Source organism: Pectobacterium carotovorum, assembly GCA_016415585.1.
Taxonomy (GTDB): domain Bacteria; phylum Pseudomonadota; class Gammaproteobacteria; order Enterobacterales; family Enterobacteriaceae; genus Pectobacterium; species Pectobacterium carotovorum_K.
The window spans coordinates 1,922,042-1,940,813 of record CP066552.1 but is presented as its reverse complement, the minus strand read 5'-3'; the positions used below and the strand labels follow the sequence as shown (position 1 = coordinate 1,940,813).

The 18,772-nt window shown below is 51.2% G+C and carries 15 protein-coding genes; 8 read left to right on the top strand and 7 right to left on the bottom strand.

All coding sequences use genetic code 11. From position 1 onward, the window contains the following. Positions 1-184 precede the first annotated feature (184 nt). Positions 185-1,867: a Tar ligand binding domain-containing protein gene (locus JFY74_08665; protein ID QQG30077.1), complete on the bottom strand. Its 1,683-nt coding sequence runs from the start codon at positions 1,865-1,867 to the stop codon at positions 185-187. 700 nt (positions 1,868-2,567) lie between these two features. On the opposite strand from JFY74_08665, the gene JFY74_08660 reads away from it, so the two are divergent. From JFY74_08660 to JFY74_08640, 5 genes are all read left to right on the top strand, one after another. Beyond that, a complete protein-coding gene (locus JFY74_08660) occupies positions 2,568-3,458 on the top strand; it encodes a LysR family transcriptional regulator (protein QQG30076.1) in 891 nt (296 codons plus the stop codon). 113 nt (positions 3,459-3,571) lie between these two features. After that, positions 3,572-4,693, top strand: coding sequence for an S-(hydroxymethyl)glutathione dehydrogenase/class III alcohol dehydrogenase (locus JFY74_08655; protein QQG30075.1), 1,122 nt, complete (start codon positions 3,572-3,574; stop codon positions 4,691-4,693). A gap of 53 nt (positions 4,694-4,746) precedes the next feature. Next, positions 4,747-5,577, top strand: coding sequence for an S-formylglutathione hydrolase (gene fghA / locus JFY74_08650; protein ID QQG30489.1), 831 nt, complete (start codon positions 4,747-4,749; stop codon positions 5,575-5,577). A 181-nt stretch (positions 5,578-5,758) separates the two neighbouring features. Continuing rightward, complete coding sequence (locus JFY74_08645; GenBank protein ID QQG30074.1) at positions 5,759-6,403, top strand: glutathione S-transferase; 645 nt, start codon at positions 5,759-5,761, stop codon at positions 6,401-6,403. Positions 6,404-6,621: 218 nt separating this feature from the next. Then, positions 6,622-6,834, top strand: coding sequence for a KTSC domain-containing protein (locus tag JFY74_08640; protein ID QQG30073.1), 213 nt, complete (start codon positions 6,622-6,624; stop codon positions 6,832-6,834). An 80-nt stretch (positions 6,835-6,914) separates the two neighbouring features. On the opposite strand, the gene JFY74_08635 is transcribed toward JFY74_08640, so the two are convergent. After that, entirely contained in the window at positions 6,915-8,003 is a 1,089-nt protein-coding gene (locus JFY74_08635; GenBank protein ID QQG30072.1) for an oxidoreductase, read from the bottom strand. Between the two features lie 266 nt (positions 8,004-8,269). Between JFY74_08635 and JFY74_08630 the strand changes: the two genes are divergently transcribed. Then, a complete protein-coding gene (locus JFY74_08630) occupies positions 8,270-9,781 on the top strand; it encodes a sugar ABC transporter ATP-binding protein (protein ID QQG30071.1) in 1,512 nt (503 codons plus the stop codon). After that, positions 9,778-10,773, top strand: coding sequence for an ABC transporter permease (locus tag JFY74_08625; protein ID QQG30070.1), 996 nt, complete (start codon positions 9,778-9,780; stop codon positions 10,771-10,773). The genes JFY74_08630 and JFY74_08625 overlap by 4 nt, the downstream gene beginning before the upstream one ends. Here the strand turns inward: JFY74_08625 and JFY74_08620 are convergent. The 5 genes from JFY74_08620 to JFY74_08600 form a co-directional block, all read right to left on the bottom strand. Continuing rightward, the gene (locus tag JFY74_08620) at positions 10,770-10,919 is read right to left on the bottom strand and encodes a hypothetical protein (GenBank protein ID QQG30069.1); all 150 of its coding nucleotides are present in this window, start codon (positions 10,917-10,919) and stop codon (positions 10,770-10,772) included. The two genes, JFY74_08625 and JFY74_08620, sit on opposite strands and share 4 nt — an antisense overlap. A gap of 273 nt (positions 10,920-11,192) precedes the next feature. After that, positions 11,193-12,182: a 2-hydroxyacid dehydrogenase gene (locus JFY74_08615; protein QQG30068.1), complete on the bottom strand. Its 990-nt coding sequence runs from the start codon at positions 12,180-12,182 to the stop codon at positions 11,193-11,195. A gap of 463 nt (positions 12,183-12,645) precedes the next feature. Further along, positions 12,646-14,766: a TonB-dependent receptor gene (locus JFY74_08610; GenBank protein QQG30067.1), complete on the bottom strand. Its 2,121-nt coding sequence runs from the start codon at positions 14,764-14,766 to the stop codon at positions 12,646-12,648. A 318-nt stretch (positions 14,767-15,084) separates the two neighbouring features. Further along, on the bottom strand, positions 15,085-16,560 hold the full coding sequence (locus tag JFY74_08605) for an amino acid permease (GenBank protein ID QQG30066.1): 1,476 nt from the start codon (positions 16,558-16,560) through the stop codon (positions 15,085-15,087). 135 nt (positions 16,561-16,695) lie between these two features. Beyond that, entirely contained in the window at positions 16,696-17,568 is an 873-nt protein-coding gene (locus JFY74_08600; protein QQG30065.1) for a LysR family transcriptional regulator, read from the bottom strand. 120 nt (positions 17,569-17,688) lie between these two features. Between JFY74_08600 and JFY74_08595 the strand changes: the two genes are divergently transcribed. Then, positions 17,689-18,762: a YeiH family putative sulfate export transporter gene (locus JFY74_08595; protein QQG30064.1), complete on the top strand. Its 1,074-nt coding sequence runs from the start codon at positions 17,689-17,691 to the stop codon at positions 18,760-18,762. Positions 18,763-18,772 lie beyond the last annotated feature (10 nt).

Here is an 18,772-nt window from a genome sequence, read left to right as displayed (position 1 = left end):
AAGCGTGGCAGATGTGCCTGTGTGCCGTAACAAGGTCGAAACATATGCACAGAAAAACACCTATTTAATCGTCAATATTCAGCGCTAAACAAAAAAGCACCGGGAGACTATCCCAGTGCTTTTAACGATAAATCATCTGATTTTTGCGGTCGTCAGCGCCCTGACGACCCGTGCAGTGAAGCTATCAGAAGGTTTCCCAGTTGTCGTTAGCATTGCCCTTCTTACCGCCAGCGGCCGCTAATAACATCGGCTTTTGCGTTGTTGGCACTTTCTCCGCCAGACGCTGCTGAGGACGACGAAGTGCCTCTGAACCTGACAGTTGGAACACCGATACCGCTTCAGTTAACTGACGAGCCTGATCTTCCAACGATGCAGCAGCGGCGGCAGATTCCTGTACCAGTGCGGAGTTCTGCTGTGTAACGCCATCCATCTCGGTAACAGCCTGACCAATCTGAGTAATACCGCGACTCTGTTCATCCGATGCCGATGCGATTTCGCCCATCAGATCATTCACTCGGGTAATGGCAGAAATGATGGAATCCATCGCTTCACCGGTTTGTGTGACTTGATTTGACCCCATGTTGACACGTGCAACCGATTCGGTAATCAGGCTTTCAATTTCTTTCGCTGCCTGAGCACTGCGCTGCGCCAGATTACGAACTTCGCCTGCGACGACTGCAAAGCCACGGCCTTGCTCACCGGCTCTGGCGGCTTCGACTGCTGCGTTCAGTGCCAGAATGTTGGTCTGGAAGGCAATACCGTTGATCACACTAGTGATGTCAGCAATTTTCTTCGAGCTGGTCGTAATACTCGCCATCGTCGCCATTACATCTGCCGTGACGTCGCCCCCCTTCCTGGCTGCAACGGAAGCGTCCTGTGCCAACTTAGTAGCCTGATGAACGTTATCGGCATTCTGTTTCACCGTCGCGCTCAGCTCTTCCATACTGGCAGCGGTCTGCTCCAGTGCGGCGGCCTGCTGCTCGGTACGTGCGGACAGATCGTTGTTGCCGCTTTTAATTTCGCTTGAGCCCTGATGAATCGATGCAGAACTGTCGCGGATGATGGACACCGTATTAACCAGACTGCCCTGCATCTCTTTCAGATAAGGAATCAGCTGCCCGGCACAGTTGCGGCCAAACTCTTCAAGCGGGTGACCAAGCTGCCCAGCAGCCAGAACCTGGAAATAGCCTTTGATCATATTCAACGGCTTGACCAGATAGTGAACCAGATAGCGATCCGTCAGCAGCAGGATGAGCAATCCAAGAACCATCGCGCCCAACAGAATATGGTTGCTCCAGCCAACCAGACCATAGACCTCGTTCATTGACGCTTCTGACGATGAAATCATCGCGGTTTGGTATTTATCCATATTCGCACCAAACGCCACGCTCAGCGGCGGGTAGGTTTTACGGAAAAGCTGGCGAAACTCTTCTTGACGATTCTCACGCGCGGCGTTCAGCATCGGCGTCAACCCGTTATCCAATATCTGGGTCCACGCAGCGATCATATTGTCTGCCGTTTCTTTATCGACACCGACATGTACAACGGCTCTAAACGCAGCCAGTTGATCTGACGTGTTTTTAAACGCGGTCGTTGCTGACGTAAATACTTTTTCTGCTTCCGCAGTTTCACCTGTTTGCTGGAAATCCATAGAACGCAACAAGCGAGTAACCGTACGAAAATACTGGTCATTGCCTTTCACCAGCATCTCTACGTTTTTACGCTGAGTTTCGCTAGACTCCAATAGTTTGGTCATACTGCTTAATGAGGTAGTAGTAAAGAAAGATGCGCCCCCCCATACAGCCAGAAACAGACCCAGTATTGTTAAAAGCATTGCCCTGATGGTGATATTTTTTAAAAAATTCACAGAAGACTCCTATAAATTATCTGGCGATTTTCCTCTGCGCTTTCTGCAAGATAGCCGCACATTTTTAATTGGAAATACGCCGGGTGTTACGTCATTTAATGAAGAGCAGAGGCTCTCATTAGTTAGAGTTATTTTCCTTTAATGACCAAAAGATACATTTCCTTACAATAACGATAAGATATTCCTACCATACATTAACATTATCGGCACTTTAGGCAGGCACTTTACGCTGTTGCATCAACAAATGCGATCAAAATGAAGAATTGCGATAGTTTTTGACTATTGCTCTGATACAACAATTTACCTATACATTTAACTGTTTATTTTAATTATCTATTTATTTTCACGCCTTCGCTATTGCATCAGGGAAAGTACGGATTTATTTTTTTGTGATTATTCTTATTTTTTCATTATTCCCTATTCATTAGAAAATATGTCCTATTCACAGCAATAGTTGATTGTGATGCTATTAATTCCGGCCGCGATCATTTTATCGCTTTCTTCTCTTTCTCCGTTCGAATATTAATTCTGATGATAATTACGCCCGTCATTTTCATCATTGCGAGCACATCTCATCGCGCTGGGTTTACGTTGCGTTCACGTCAGTGTGGCGTAAGCCAGTTGCGAAATGCTCAGCTTGCCGCTACACTTCACAAAAAATGAATAATCAAACACCAGTTCATTACGAAAAGAGAAAGATATGGATTTGACCCAGCTTCGCATGTTCTGTCTCGTCGCCGAAACGGGCTCCGTCGCGCGCGCCGCAGAACAGCTTCATCGAGTCCCCTCAAATCTGACCACGCGGCTGCGCCAGTTGGAACTGGAACTGGGCACCGATCTGTTTATCCGTGAGAAACAGCGCCTGCGCCTGTCCCCTATTGGGCACAATTTCTTATGTTATGCGCAGCGCATTCTGGCACTTAGCGAAGAAGCGATCAGCATGACGCGCACGGGTGAACCCGCCGGTAATTTCGCACTCGGTTCGATGGAAAGCACTGCGGCAACCCGTTTGCCTACGCTCTTGGCGGCTTATCATCAGCGCTATCCCAATGTTTCACTGTCCCTGAGCACCGGTACATCGGGGGAAATCATTGAGCGTGTGCGAGCGGGAACGCTGGCTGCCGCGTTAGTTGACGGCCCCGTTGTCTACGATGAGCTGAATGGCTGTTCATGTTTTACGGAACGACTCGTGCTGATATCGGACACGACGCATGCGCCGATTACCCATGCACGGGATGCCAGCCACGATACGTTGTTTGCCTTCCGCCCCAGCTGTTCTTACAGAAAGCGCCTTGAGAACTGGTTCCGGCAGGATGGCGTGGTGCCCAGCACGATCATGGAAATCCACTCATACCATGCCATGCTTGCCTGTGTAGCTAGCGGTGCCGGACTCGCCATGCTCCCCTATGCCGTCCTTGAATCGCTGCCCGCTGGCGCGCGCGTTCAGATACATGAATTACCGCCCGATATCGCCGCCGCGTCTACTTGGCTTGTCTGGCGACGCGACGCCTTCGGCCCAAATGTCGAAGCGCTTAAAAAGCTCATTATTGAACAGAGCAGCATGATTGAACCACCCGTTCAGTCGGAATGAACCCATTATTTTCCATGAACGACCCTTTTCAAGAGAGGACGATACAGTGAGCAATGCTACGTCCTGTCATTCAACTTACAACCCATAACGGAATGCCATTAGGAGTCTCCACCATGCAAATGATTAAAACCCGCGCCGCCATCGCCTGGGGTCCCAACCAGCCACTGTCGGTTGAAGAAGTGGATCTGATGCCACCACAGAAAGGGGAAGTGTTGGTACGCATCGTCGCAACTGGCGTGTGCCACACGGATGCCTACACGCTGTCCGGCAAAGATCCTGAGGGCGTGTTCCCAGCGATTCTTGGTCATGAAGGCGGCGGGATTGTGGAGGCGATTGGGGAAGGCGTGACAAGCGTTGCCGTCGGCGATCACGTTATTCCGCTTTACACCCCAGAATGTGGCGAATGTAAATTCTGTCGCTCTGGCAAAACCAACCTGTGCCAGGCTATTCGCTCCACGCAGGGCAAAGGCCTGATGCCGGACGGCACCACTCGCTTCTCCAAAAACGGCCAGCCGATTTTCCATTACATGGGCACATCCACCTTCGCAGAGCACACCGTCGTGCCTGAAATTTCGCTGGCGAAAGTGAATAAAGAAGCGCCGCTGGAAGAAGTCTGCCTGCTGGGCTGTGGCGTCACCACCGGTATGGGTGCCGTGCTGAATACCGCAAAAGTGAAAGCAGGCGATACGGTTGCGATTTTCGGCCTCGGCGGCATTGGTCTGTCGGCGATTATCGGGGCGCAAATGGCAGGTGCCGGACGCATCATCGGTATCGATCTCAACACCAGCAAATTCGATCTGGCGCGTAAACTGGGTGCTACCGATCTGATCAACCCAAAAGATTACGATAAGCCGATTCAGGACGTCATTGTTGAACTGACCGATGGCGGCGTTGACTTCTCCTTCGAGTGTATCGGTAACGTCAATGTCATGCGTTCCGCGTTAGAGTGCTGTCATAAAGGCTGGGGTGAATCCATCATCATCGGCGTGGCAGGCGCTGGCGAAGAAATCGCAACCCGTCCGTTCCAACTGGTGACCGGTCGCGTATGGCGCGGTTCTGCTTTCGGCGGCGTGAAAGGTCGTAGCGAGCTGCCAGGCATTGTCGATCGTTACCTGAAAGGTGAGTTCCCGCTGAATGACTTCATCACCCACACCATGGGGCTGGACGAGATCAACACGGCATTCGATTTAATGCATGAAGGCAAATCGATTCGCTCAGTGATTCATTTCGGTTAATGCACCACCGTCAGGAACAGAATAAAGGAGGCTGTACAGCGATGAATTCATCACTGGAACTGCTGGAAGAACACCGTATGTTTGGCGGCTGGCAACAGCGCTACCGCCATGTGTCAGAAACGCTGAACACCACCATGACGTTCAGCATTTATCTGCCACCGACACAGGATGACACGCCGCCGCCCGTGCTTTACTGGCTGTCTGGGTTAACCTGCAATGACGAAAATTTTACGACAAAAGCCGGCGCACAGCGCGTGGCCTCCGAGCTGGGTCTGGTGCTGGTCATGCCAGACACCAGCCCGCGCGGCGATGGTGTAGCGGACGATGCTGGGTACGATCTGGGTCAGGGCGCGGGATTCTACGTGAATGCCACGCAGGCACCCTGGGCGGCACACTACCGGATGTATGACTATATCAGCAGCGAATTACCCGCGCTGATCCAGCAACATTTTAACGTGAATAGCCGTCAGTCCATCAGTGGGCATTCAATGGGCGGGCACGGTGCGCTGATGCTGGCGCTACGCAACCCGGACCAATTCCTGTCTGCGTCGGCGTTCGCACCGATCGTTAACCCAAGCCAGGTTCCGTGGGGGCGCAAGGCGCTTACCGCCTACCTCGGCGAGGATGAAACACAGTGGTTGCAGTATGACAGCTGCCATTTGCTGGCGAATAGCCAGAAGAAGCTGCCTATGCTGGTTGATCAGGGCGATTGCGATCAATTCCTCCCCGACCAGCTGCAACCGGCGAAACTGGAAGCGCTGGCAAGCCAGTATGACTGGCCGCTGACGCTGCGGACACAGTCTGGCTATGACCACAGCTATTTCTTCATTGCTAGCTTTATCGAAGATCACCTGCGTTTCCACGCCCACTATTTGTACGCATAAATAGTTGTATGCATAATCGCGATACGAATAATGGGCTATGCTCATCTAGCTGATAACCGCACTCGGGAGATGTCTCCCGAGTGCTATTTTCACTTCCCTGTTACAGCAAATCTCAGTAAAACAATCACACACCTGCACCGTGCTGAATAACGGAACCAAGACAAACAAAAAGGAAATCTTGATGATACATGTTCATCACCTCGAAAAATCCCGCTCAACCCGCGCGACCTGGCTACTGGAAGAGCTGGGCGTTGACTATGAAATCATTCGCTACGCCCGTGACCCAAAAACGTTTAGCGCCCCGGCGTCACTCAAACAAATCCACCCGCTAGGGAAATCGCCGGTGATTACCGATGGCGAACTGACGATTGCCGAATCCGGAGCCATTGTGGAATACCTGATTGAAAATTACGGCAACGGCAGGCTCCGTCCACAGAGCGGGCGAGCCCTGCTGGATTATCGCTTCTGGCTGCATTTTGCCGAAGGTTCCCTCATGCCGCTGCTGGTGATGCGTTTAGTATTGGCGAAAACAGAATCCGCACCGATGCCGTTTTTCATCCGCCCTATTGCGCGCAAAATTGTGCAAAGCATCGAGCAGGTCTTTATTGTGCCGCGGCTGACGACGCAACTTCAGTTCATCGAACAGCATTTAACTAAACAAGATTGGTTTGCGGGAGAGTCGCTCAGCGGTGCCGATATCCAAATGGCAGTCCCGCTGGTGTTGGCGAAAACACGTTTGGATTTCAGCCACTACCCGCACATCAAACAATACATTGAGCGGATAGAAAGCCAGCCAGCTTTTCAACGGGCTATTGCTCAGGATTAATGGTGCGATCGGAATATCACCTTATCGACGACAAACAAAGCGGGTCGATGGGCGACAGAGCAAGAATTCTGTGAGCGTTTACTGATTATTCATGATCTAATAAAGATATGCTGCTGTTTAACCCCGATATATTTCGAGCTATAACACAATATGGTTAGAAAACCCAAAAGGTGGTATATCGTCAGGATGCGGTATTGATACGTTGGGAGTGATTAATTTTGCAGAGAAAACGAGTTTCATCAACAGAGTTGTTTTCAGTCGGGTACGATGCAGAAAAAAGCCAGTTGGAAGTCGAACTGCTGAATGGGAGCATCTATCTCTATAGCGGCGTCGCACGCATGATTTATGAAGAGCTGATGGCAAGCAAGACGAAGTACCGTTACTACGCCAACTTTATCAAAAATTCATTCCCCTACGAGAAAACGCAGTAGTTTTTAAAGATAAAGCATGGTTTTTTAGAGATAAAGTCTTTGGGGCGGAGAATCCTCTCCGCCATCCTCTTTCTACCCGGTTATTCCCCAGTAGACTCAACGGTGTTAAACGCGGCCAGCAAGACCTCTTCATTGAGCGTCAACGGCAGATAATGAATGGATTCACCCGCCTGCAACGTGCGAACAATAACGGCCTGAATCGCAGCGCGATCGTGAATATCCACATCCAGCGCAGCCAGCGAGGTCGGCAAACCAAACGCCTTAAACGCCTCCTTCAACTGGAGCAATGTGTCGTTATCGCCCAGTAACGCACTTTGTACCAGAATGCCATAAGCCACTTTGGTGCCGTGCAGGAAGCGTTCGGTTTGAGGCAACACCGTTAAACCGTTATGAACCGCATGCGCCGCCGCCACGCGGGTGTAGCGCTCACCCAACCCGCCAACCATGCCGCCTCCGGCAATGATCGCATCCACGACATCCAGAAAATCCTGCGTCAGTTCACCACGCTCGACGGCTTCCAGCGCCGCTGCACTTTGTTGCAGCAATACATTGCGGATATCCAGCGCGGCCTGTAAGCCCAGCCGAACTGAAAGTGGCAGCGTTTCCGGCTGAGGACTGAGAACGACGGCTTCATACCACTTCGCCAGCGTATCACCGACGCCAGCCAGCAGATATTCCACCGGTGCCGCCAGCATAATCCGTGGTTCCACCAGCACCAGATGGTTAGCATCAGTGAAAATCTCGAAGCGCAGCGCCTGCCCGGCATCGTTATACCACACGGACAGCGGCGTCCAGGCCGCACAGGTCGCTGCAATAGTCGGAATCGCCACCAGCGGCACGCCAATATGACGCGCGGCGACCTTCGCGGTATCCAACACCGCTCCGCCGCCGACGCCAATGACGACCTGACACTCATCACCCGCTTGCGCCACCAGTTTTGCAACTTCTCCTTCGCTACAATGCGCGCCAAACCGGACGCGGCGGGCTGAAGGCGCCTCAAATTCTGCTGGTAAATACGGTCGAGCCGCAGCAATCGCCCGCTCACCGTAGATCCACAGCGCGTTTTTCAGCACGTCTGGCGGATAAAACTCCAGCAGCTTATCGATAGCGCCGGGGAAAGAGAAATAGTTGGCAGGGCCAACCTGTACGCGGACTGTCGTTGTGTGCATGTTTGAATCTTCCTCGCCGTGCCTTCTCTTGAGCACGGCTCTTATCTTATGTTTGTCTGACAGCCGAATCTGCTGCGCTACTCTATTGATAATCCCATCTTATTCACTTGCCTGCGCCAGCTTAAGAACTTTTTTATTTAATTTATGCCTTTTCGTTCATAGCCAATAACTCTCAAACACTTGAAGCTGTATTAAATTCTCTGGGATATGTGCTACCTTTCTTTTCCGTTATTTCATGACCTTGACCGCCAAGAGCGTTACCGACCATGATTCCTACCTCCCAAAGCCGACTGGAAATGCACAACATTTCCATCTCCTTTTCTGGTTTCCACGCCCTCAAGCAGGTTAATTTCACACTGGAAGGTGGTTCGATTCATGCCCTGACTGGCGCAAACGGCGCGGGTAAATCCACGCTCATGACGATCTTATCAGGCGCTTACGATCACTATCAGGGCGACATTCTGATTAATGGTAAGCAGGTCGACGTCCATTCACCGCGTGATGCCAAGCGATACGGCATTCATCTGGTGCAGCAGGAAGTCGATGTCGCACTGGTCCCCACGCTGTCCGTGGCGGAAAACATTATGTTGGATACGCTGGCGCAGGACGGACATCTGCTGAGTTGGCCGCAGATCTATCGTCAGGCGCAGGCGCTGCTTGACCAGCTTGGCGTTCACCTCAATGTTCGCCAACGATTGGATACCTGCTCGCTCGCGGAGAAACAGCAAATTCTGCTCGCCCGTGCGTTATCTCATGAGTGTCGCTTCCTGATTCTGGATGAACCCACCGCCCCGCTGGATCAGGCCGAAAGCGCGCGCCTCTTCGAGGTAGTACGCCGTTTACAGGCCGATGGTATCGGGATCGTGTTTATTTCCCACCGTATTCATGAGTTGAGCGAAATCTGCGATACGTTGACCGTCCTGCGTGACGGCGAGTTTGTCAGCAGCGGTGCGATGCAGGGGCTCAGCGGCGAAGAGATTGTAGAGAGAATGCTGGGGCATCGGCTCGACGATATCTTCCCGCCACGCCGAACAACCCCTGCCACAGAGACGCTGCTTCAGGTCACCGGTTTACACGACGAAACGCTACTGCACAATATTTCTCTCACGCTGCACAAAGGGGAAATTCTGGGCATTGCCGGGCTGGCGGGCGCGGGGAAAACCGAGCTGTGTAAAGCGCTGTTCGGCGCGGAACCCTGCCAGATCGCACAGGGTGAATATCGTGGTAAACCCTGGCGGCCGCATTCACCGCACCAGTCCGTCGAACAGGGTCTGGCCCTGGTTCCTGAAGAGCGGCGCAAAGAAGGCATTTTTATTGATGAATCCGTCACCATGAATCTCAGTATCACCGCCACCGATAGCTTTTCCCGCTGGGGCCTGTTCAGCCGTCGCAAGGCATTGGGCTGGGCGAAACAGATTGTTGAGCAACTTGCCGTTCGCACCACCGGTCCGGCGCAAAAACTGGCACGCTTGTCGGGTGGAAATCAGCAGAAAGTGGCTATCGGCAAGTGGCTACGCAGTGAAGCACAGGTGTTGATTTTTGATGAACCCACTAAAGGCGTCGATATCAAGGCTAAACAGGACTTGTTCACACTGATTGACGGCCTTGCTCGTCAGGGCAAAGGCATTATTTATGCATCGGGCGAGTTTTCCGAACTCGTCGGGCTCTGCGACCGTATCTGCGTGCTATGGGATGGCCGTATTGTCGCTGAATTGAACGCCGCTGAGATTGACGAAGAAACCCTACTTTTATATTCAACTGGAGGAACTCCCGCGTGAGTCAGCCACTTTCATCTAACGGGGCGCTCCCCTTCCGTCACCACGTTTTCGAGTTTCTCTATAAATGGGGCATGCTGATCACGGTTGTGGCCCTGATTGCGCTCTTCGGGTTGGCGTCGGACAACTTTCTCGACCCGTACAACATCATCAATATTCTGCGTTCTATCGCCATCGTTACGGTGATTGCCATTGGTGTTTCTATTTCGTTGTCCGTGGGCGGATTCGACCTTTCCGTAGGATCGACAGCCTCGCTGGCTAATGCGCTGGTTATCTCGCTTTTCGTCTGGCATGGATTCGGCACTACTGGCGCGATTGTCCTGACGCTGCTGCTGTGTACGCTGGTCGGGCTATTCAACGCCTTCCTCATCGTCGTGCTCAAGATTCCCGATATGCTGGCGACGCTCGCCAGTCTGTTCGTCATTCAGGGCGTGGCGATGACTTACAGCTATGGCGGTTCCATCACGCAGAACATGGTGCTGCCCAGCGGTGAAATGGCAGAAGGCGTCATTCCTGAATTCTTTGCCACATTAGGTCAGGTGCCGGTCATTGTTGTCATCATGCTGGCGGTTACGTTACTGGTGCAGCTGTATCTGTCTCTCACCAAGCACGGCCGCCGGATGTATGCCATCGGCGGCAACCCAGAAGCCGCGCGGCTGGCGGGCATTCGCACGGCGCGTTATCGGGTACAGGCGTATGTGTTTTCTTCACTACTCGCGGCGCTGGGCGGTATCTTACTGGCATCACGCATCGGCTCTTCGCAGGTCAATGCTGGGGGCGGCTATTTGATGGATGCCGTTGCCGCGGCCTACATCGGTTTCTCGCTGGCGGGATCTGGCAAGCCGAACGCGCTGGGTACGCTACTCGGTGCCGTTATTCTTGGCGTCTTGCAGAATGGACTGGTGATGCTCTCCGTGCCTTATTACGCGATGGATATCATCAAAGGTCTAGTTCTGGCACTCGCGCTAGCCATGACGTATATCCAGAAGCGCTAATAGCTATAGCTTTCAGTAACGTCTCGTTTCAGTACCTTCTCGCTTCCGCCCCCTTCATCCGAATTCGGGGCGGATTCATAATACAGCTCACCAATACCTTCTTCATTACGCGGCGTTTTGCCGCCGAAAAATATCACTGCATTCACTCTATTATTTACTTCCGTTATTATTAAGAAATAAATATTCGCTCATACAATCAAGAGTGGTTCGGAATAATCACAAATAATAACGTTGTCACTTTAGGTCTGACGTGCGCCGCTTTCATTCCCTGCCGATATAGCGAGGGCGGCAGAGATAATCGACAGGGAAAAATTCGAACCGATGAAACGTTCAATTTTGATAATCAATTAAAATTGATGAATATCATCATTCCTCTGCCGGGCAATATTCCTTCATACCCGGCGAAATCAAATTACAGCTTATTTGTATCCGTTCTGCTGAGCATACTCATCAATATTTTCAATCGTCTTTTCCATCAGTAATTGCAGCGATGAGGCAGAAGTCCAGGAGATATGCGGAGTAATCAGAAGATTAGGCAGGGTTTTCGCCGCGGCCATCAATGGATTGTCTTTTGCTGGCGGTTCTTGCGTCAGACAGTCTAGCGCAGCACCGGCAATGACGCGCTGCTGCAAAGCTTCTGCCAGCGCGCGCTCATCAATCAGTCCGCCTCTGGCGGTGTTAATAATAAACGCGGTGGGCTTACACAGTGCGAGCGTCTCCGCATTAATCAGATGCTGCGTGCTCGCATTGAGCGGGCAGTTGAGTGAAATCACATTCGCCAGCCGCAGAACGTCTTCAAACGGCAGATACCCAGCGCGACACTGTGCGGCTCCGCGGTGCTCGGCAAAAATCACCTTCATCCCCAGCGCCTGCGCCAGACGTGCGACTTCCCGTCCAATCGCACCCGCACCGATGATGCCCAGCGTAGCACCCGCGATGTCCTTAACCGGATGATCAAAATACGCAAATTGCGACTGGCTGGCCCAGCGGTCGCTCAGTTGATCGCGATACCACGCCATCAGGCTGTGCTTTAGCGCAAAAATCATGGCAATCACGTGCTCGGATACGGCTTGCGTCGAGTAGCCCGGTACATTTTTGACCGTGATGCCCAGTTCTTTGGCAGCAACAAGATCGATATTGTCCGTTCCCGTTGCCGTTACGGCAATCAGCTTCAACGCAGGCAACGCGGCCAAGGTGTCTCGCGTTAATAGGGCTTTATTCGTGATGATAACGTGGGTGTCTTTTGCTCGGGCGATAACGTGATCGGGCGAGGTATAGTTATATTCAATCCATTCATGGCGGCACTGTGGACGCCTAAAACTCGTCTTTTTCAGGAAAATGGTCTCAGGCAGTGAGCCTTTATCCAAAAAGGTAATTTTTAACATCATCGTGCCCTGGTTGCTATTCATACACTGATTTCCGCTTGCAGATATCAAGGGCTCCGCAGTCGTCAATCACGACAGGTATTCTCATACAAAAATAATGAATTAAATTCTCTGTATGACACAAGACAACGAACGTATTAATAACGTTACACTTCCTGCCTCATCGGAAATCCATCACTCCGTAACGTGAAGCGTAGTCAGCATTAAAGCAATTAACAATACCTAATATAATGAATTTCATTCATCGACATTGTTAGCGTCGATATTCAGAAATATCACAAAAAAAATAAATCAGGCTGCTCATTGTTATCATGACATCAGCAAAGAGATAACCATAATAGCGGGTAACAACTAAGCCCCGTTGTTAATCATAAAGAATACATTCGCGAGAAAAACCGCAGAAGTGGTGACATGTCGTTGGAGAGAGGAAGCAAGCGAGGGTCGTAATGCCCCGGAATGAGCTGGCCCATTCCGGGGAGGTGCTACATCAGAAGTTGACGTTTACTGATAGCCAATAGTTACGACCTGGCATGACATAACCTGAGGTAAAAGAGCTACTACCGAAATAATCGCCAGCGTAGTACGTGTTACGACCCGATGTATAGGCCTGTACCTGAGAGAAATCCTTATCCAGCAAATTGTTCACCGTGCCATTCAGCGTAACATCCTTCGTTAATTTATACGAAGTACCCAAATTCACCACCGTCCAGGATTTCAGATCGGCCCCCCGATCGTCATATACTAGCTTTTGAGCCGCATTCAGATTCGTATAGTTGGTCGTAAACCGTGGTGTCTTAGCTCGATATTCTGCCGCCAACCAACTATTCCACTGCTCATCAATCTTCCAATTCAGCCGGGCATTTGCCATATGCTTAGCCGTGGTAGTTAACGCCGCACCGGGATTGTTTCCACCGATTTGTTCACTATGTGTGTAGGTATAGTTCAAGGCAAGAGTGATATCCGGCACAACTACCGGGAAGGATGTCGCCAGCTCCACGCCTTGCGTTCTGGCTTTGCCAATGTTGCGATACGTCCCCGTTGAACTATTGAGTTCAACTGAATCAATCGCATTTTTATAATGGTTAACGAACCCGGTAATGTTCGCCTTCACATCTGCTGGGTTCGCGTAGTACACCCCGGTTTCAAAGTTGGTGCTCTCTTCCGGCTTAAGATTCGGATTACCGATCGTACTCGTTGTTCCATTTCCGCCAACGCCGCTGACGCCGTTATGCAATTGTGCCAAAGAAGGCGCTTTGTATCCGGTACTCACGCCACCTTTTACCGTCCAATCATCTGCAACATTCCACACCAGATAAGCGCGTGGGCTAAGATGGCCGCCGAAGCTATCATGTTTCTCATAGCGGGCACCTACTGTCAGTGACAATGGGTCGAGTAATTGCCAGTCGTCTTCCGCATACAGTGACCAGCTTTTTTGTTCGAACGTTTCGCCACTGTTTGCCAGCACAATTCCGTCTTTAAGGCGTGCATTCCAAAATTGCCCTCCGACCGTTAGCAGATGATCTTCCCCGACTGGCGACACCAGCATCGTATCAAAGATAGTGTTGGTATTTTTCAGTTCGCGGTCGCGACCAGCAAGGTTTGCATTAGCGGTATTCAACACTCGTGGTGTCAGTAAGCGACCTTTGTTTTCGGTCACAGCATAGGAAAGGTTCGAGCTCCAACGTCCAAACGACAGATCGGTATCATGCCCAATCGACAGCTTATTACGCTCAAAGCGCAACTCATCGCGATAACCACCGCCGGTGATCCCAATCGGCCCCAATTGGCTGTTGTTATTATCATAAGTCTGGCGCGAAACATCGCCATCAACCCACAGCGTATTCGCTTCGCTGGTCTTGAAACTCAACTTCCCACCCACATTGTAGTTATCCGTTTTCGTCGGGAAGGGAATACGGGTATCACCACCACTATTATTCAATGAGGTCACACTGGAGGCCTGTCGATGCTCCAGATTACCGCGTAACGCCAAACTAAATTGCTCGTTCACCAACGGGCCTGAGGTATAGAATCCTAGCGTTGAGCTGTCGCCCCATTTACGGTGTTCCTGCACCGTATGTGACAGATTAATGCTGCCACTCCACTGTTTACTATTTTTCTTTGTAATAATGTTGACCACACCACCAATCGCATCAGAACCATACAGCGTCGACATCGGCCCACGAATAACTTCAATACGTTCAATGGCTGACAACGGCGGCATCACCGCTGTATTCATAGTGTCAAAACCATTCGGTGTTGTATCTCCGCTGGCGTTCTGGCGTACGCCATCGATCAGAATCAGAGTATAACTGCTTGGCATACCGCGAATGCTGATATCCAGACCACCGGTTTTACCCGTGCCGCTGCGCACATCAACCCCTTCCACGCCACTTAAGGCTTCACCCAGATCGTGATAGCTTTTTTGAGAGAGCTCTTCTTCACTGACGACAGAAATGGAGGCTGGAGCGTTCGTCAACTTTTTCTCATAACCACTCGCTGTAACGACCAAAACATCATCATTACCTGCGGCTACCGCGACGTTTGTTGTTGTTGCCGCCAGAGCCAGCGCCACTGCACTCTTGAGATTAATCAGAGAATGTCCTTTCATGATTCCTCGTTATTTTATTGAGTTTTTTTGCAAAAAATAGTGTAAAGGAATGCATTTAAACGTAAATGATAAGTATTAGCATTTTTAATTTCGTTTAACTACGGTTTATAAATTCTGATTTTAGTAGCGCGAAAACGCTAATCGGGAAGAATAAAAACAGTCAGAAAGGTATACGCAGCAACAATATTATTCAGAATATTTGATAAAAAAACGAGTTTTGCCAAATAAAAACACCGCTGATAAATATGTTATCAGCGGTGTTCGTGAGAGGTGATTCTAAGATAAAAAAGCAGAGTTGGTTAACCGCATTCTTACGATTTAGTCTTTATGATCGGGGTACGTCATATCCTGATACTTAACGAAACGCGTTCCACGATACAGCTTATAGCCGAACCAAATCAGCAGGAACAGCGGGATACCGATGTACGTTGCCGTCACGCCATACCAGTCGATCTTATCTTCCAGAAACGCCTGATAGTTCTGACCCAGCGTAATGATCAGACAGAGCACAAACGCAAAGATCGGCCCCAGCGGGAAAAAGCTCGATTGATAAGGCAGACGATTCAGGTCATGACCTTGCATAACATAGCCGCGACGGAACCGGTAATGGCTAATCGCGATCCCCAGCCAGGCAATAAAGCCTGTCATACCGGAGGTATTCAGCAGCCACAGGTAAACCGTTTGGTTGCCATATAAAGAAGACAGGAAACACAGCGCCGCCACCACCGTAGTTGCGTACAGCGCATTACGCGGCACACCGCCTTTTGACAGCCTGGCGAAAATGCGCGGTGCTTTCCCTTCCGATGCCAGCGTAAACAGCATACGCGTAGAGGCGTACATCCCGGAGTTACCCGCCGACAGCACCGCCGTCAGGATGACCGCATTCATCACCGCCGCCGCAGACAGCAGGCCCGCGTTCTCAAACACCAGCGTGAACGGGCTCACCGTAATGTCTTTTACATCATTACGCAGCAAGTTTGGATCGGTGTACGGAATGATTAAGCTGATAATCAGAATCGCGAAGATGTAGAACAGCAGAATGCGCCAGAAAACCTGACGGATGGCACGCGGAATGTTCTTGCTTGGCTCCTGAGATTCTCCAGCCGCCACGCCGATCAGTTCCGTTCCCTGAAAAGAGAAGCCGACGATCATCGCCACGCCGATCATGGCAGAGAAGCCGCCAGCAAACGGCGCATCGCCAATTTCCCAGTTGTGGAATCCAGCATTTTCCGCACCGCTCATGATGCCCGTAATCATCATCACGCCAACGGCAATGAAAACGACGACCGTGACCACTTTAATCAGTGAGAACCAGTATTCCGCTTCGCCAAATCCTTTCACGGAAATGTAGTTAAGCAGGAACATCAGGGCCAGGAACAGCGCACTCCAGATCCAGCCGGAGACGTCGGGGAACCAATATCCCATGACCAGCTGCGCCGCCACCAGATCGACTGCGATAGTCACCGCCCAGTTGTACCAGTAGTTCCAGCCCAGCGCAAAACCGAACCCTTCTTCTACATAGCGAGAACCGTAGCTGGAGAACGAACCGGAAACCGGCATGAACGCCGCCAGTTCACCCAGGCTGGTCATCAGGAAGTAAACCATCAACCCAATCAGGGCATAAGACAGAAGTGCGCCACCCGGGCCTGCTTGTGAAACCGTCGCACCAGACGCGACAAATAACCCGGTGCCAATCGATCCGCCAATGGCGATCATCGTTAAATGCCGTGCTTTCAGTTCACGGCGCAGGGTCGGTGCGCCCTGTGTAGTTTGTTGAATATCGTGCTGAGCCATTGTTATCCTGCGTGCTCGTGCTAAAAATCGAGGCGGGATTGTAGCAAATAGCGTTGTGCTGAATAGTTAAGATCGTCGAGTTATAAGAGAGGTTAATAACTCACGTCCGATTATTAGCAGCAGAAAATATTTTCGCTATGGCGTTTCGCAGCAATAACTCAAGAAACGCTGCAGCACATTTGAAAGATGCTTCTGTCGGTGATGAACCAGATACAGCGTCCGCGTGAGTTTAGGCAGCGGCACCTTCAACTCCACCAGCGAACCTGACGCCAACTGCTCGGCAATGACATGCCGTGACAGGCAACTGATGCCAATCCCGTGGCGAACCGCATGTTTAATCGCCTCTGAATTACCTAGCTCCATCACCAGATGGAAATGCGACAGGTGCGTCAGCAGCAGGTGATCCAGCACTTCGCGCGTGCCTGAGCCACGTTCACGCAGGATCCAGTGCGCATCCGCCAGCGCCGTTAATGATACAGAACCGCGGCTGAGCGGATGTTCGGGAGAACAAAACACCACCAGCTCATCTTCCAGCCAGGGCTGTGTAATCAAATCGGGGTGATGGCAAGGCCCTTCGATCAAGCCCAAATCGACACTGAATTCAGATACGCGGGTGATCACATCTTTCGTATTGCCAACATGCAGCTCTAGCGGAATATCAGGGTAGTCATGACGATAGCGGGCAATCATCGCAGGTAATAAATAGTTGCCGATGGTGCTGCTGGCATACACACGCAGCGCTCCGTTATCACGCCGGAACAGTTGCTCAATTTCCATCGATTGTTCAAGCAGTGCCAGTGCCTTGGGATACAGCAGGCGGCCATGTTCATTAACCACCAGACGCTTGCCAACGCGATCGAAAAGTTGAACACCCAACTGCCCTTCTAAATCCGCCAGAGCCGCGCTGACGGCCGATTGAGACAGTGCAAGCACAACGGAGGCCTGTGTCGTTGAACCACTTTTCAGGACTTCGGCAAAGACTTCCAGTTGACGTAACGTGATATGCATAGTGCGCTCTTTATCTAAAATACTTATAGGTTATAAATATATAATCAATTTCTCTTTTAATCTTGTGGATTATAAGCTGGCTTCTCAATTTTCGGTACGGTCAGAATAGGCACTACATCCATGGCTCTTCCTGCGACATTACCTACGATAGCCCCACCCGATGGAGCAAAAGCGCGATTGCCCGGTCTGCTGTTAGTAAGTTTAATAACTTTTTCGCTCCTCTGGCTGGCAAATATTCCGAAAATCGCCCATTGGGGACCCGGTTCACTGACATTGGCGATCCTGAGTGGGATCGTGCTGGGAAATAGCGTTTATCCGCGTCTTCACCCTCTGTGCGATCCTGGCGTGCAATGGGCCAAACAGCATTTACTCCGCTGGGGCATCATCCTTTATGGTTTTCGCCTCAGCTTTCAGCAGGTTGCTGCCGTTGGCTTTACCGGTGTCGCGGTCGATCTTACCGTCGTCACGTTGACGTTTCTACTCGCCTGCTGGATAGGCAAACGCTGGCTGAAACTCGACAATGAAACCGTGATGCTCATCGGCGCTGGCAGCAGCATCTGCGGTGCGGCGGCGATCATGGCAACCGCGCCCGTGGTCAAAGCATCCAGCAATGCGATTGCCGTCGCGGTTTCTACCGTGGTGATTTTCGGTACGACGGCGATGTTTTTGTACCCGTGGCTCTATCAGCTCAATCTCGATCATCACTGGATTGACATCACACCCCAGATCGTCGGCCTGTACTTTGGCTCAACGATACACGAAGTCGCTCAGGTTGTTGCCGCAGGACATGCCATTGATGGTGCAACAGAGAACATCGCCGTCATCAGCAAAATGCTGCGCGTGATGATGCTGGCCCCTTTTCTTCTCATTCTTGGGTTTTATCTGAAAAAAACGACGCAAAAAAGTAACGCGGAAGACGCGATTCCACTGATGTTTCCGTGGTTTGCTCTGGGGTTTATTGCCGTAGCCGCCTTCAATTCCTTCCAGCTACTTCCTACTGTGCTCGTCACGCAGCTGGTACAGCTCGATAATGTGCTGTTGACCATGGCGATGGTGGCGCTGGGGCTCACGACCCGCTTCAGCGCCATCCAGCAGGCAGGTGCAAAGCCGCTGCTGCTGGCACTCGTTCTGTTTCTCTGGCTGGTCGTTGGCGGTGCGGGCATTAATCTGTTCTTCGAACATTTATTCGGCTAACGATAAATTA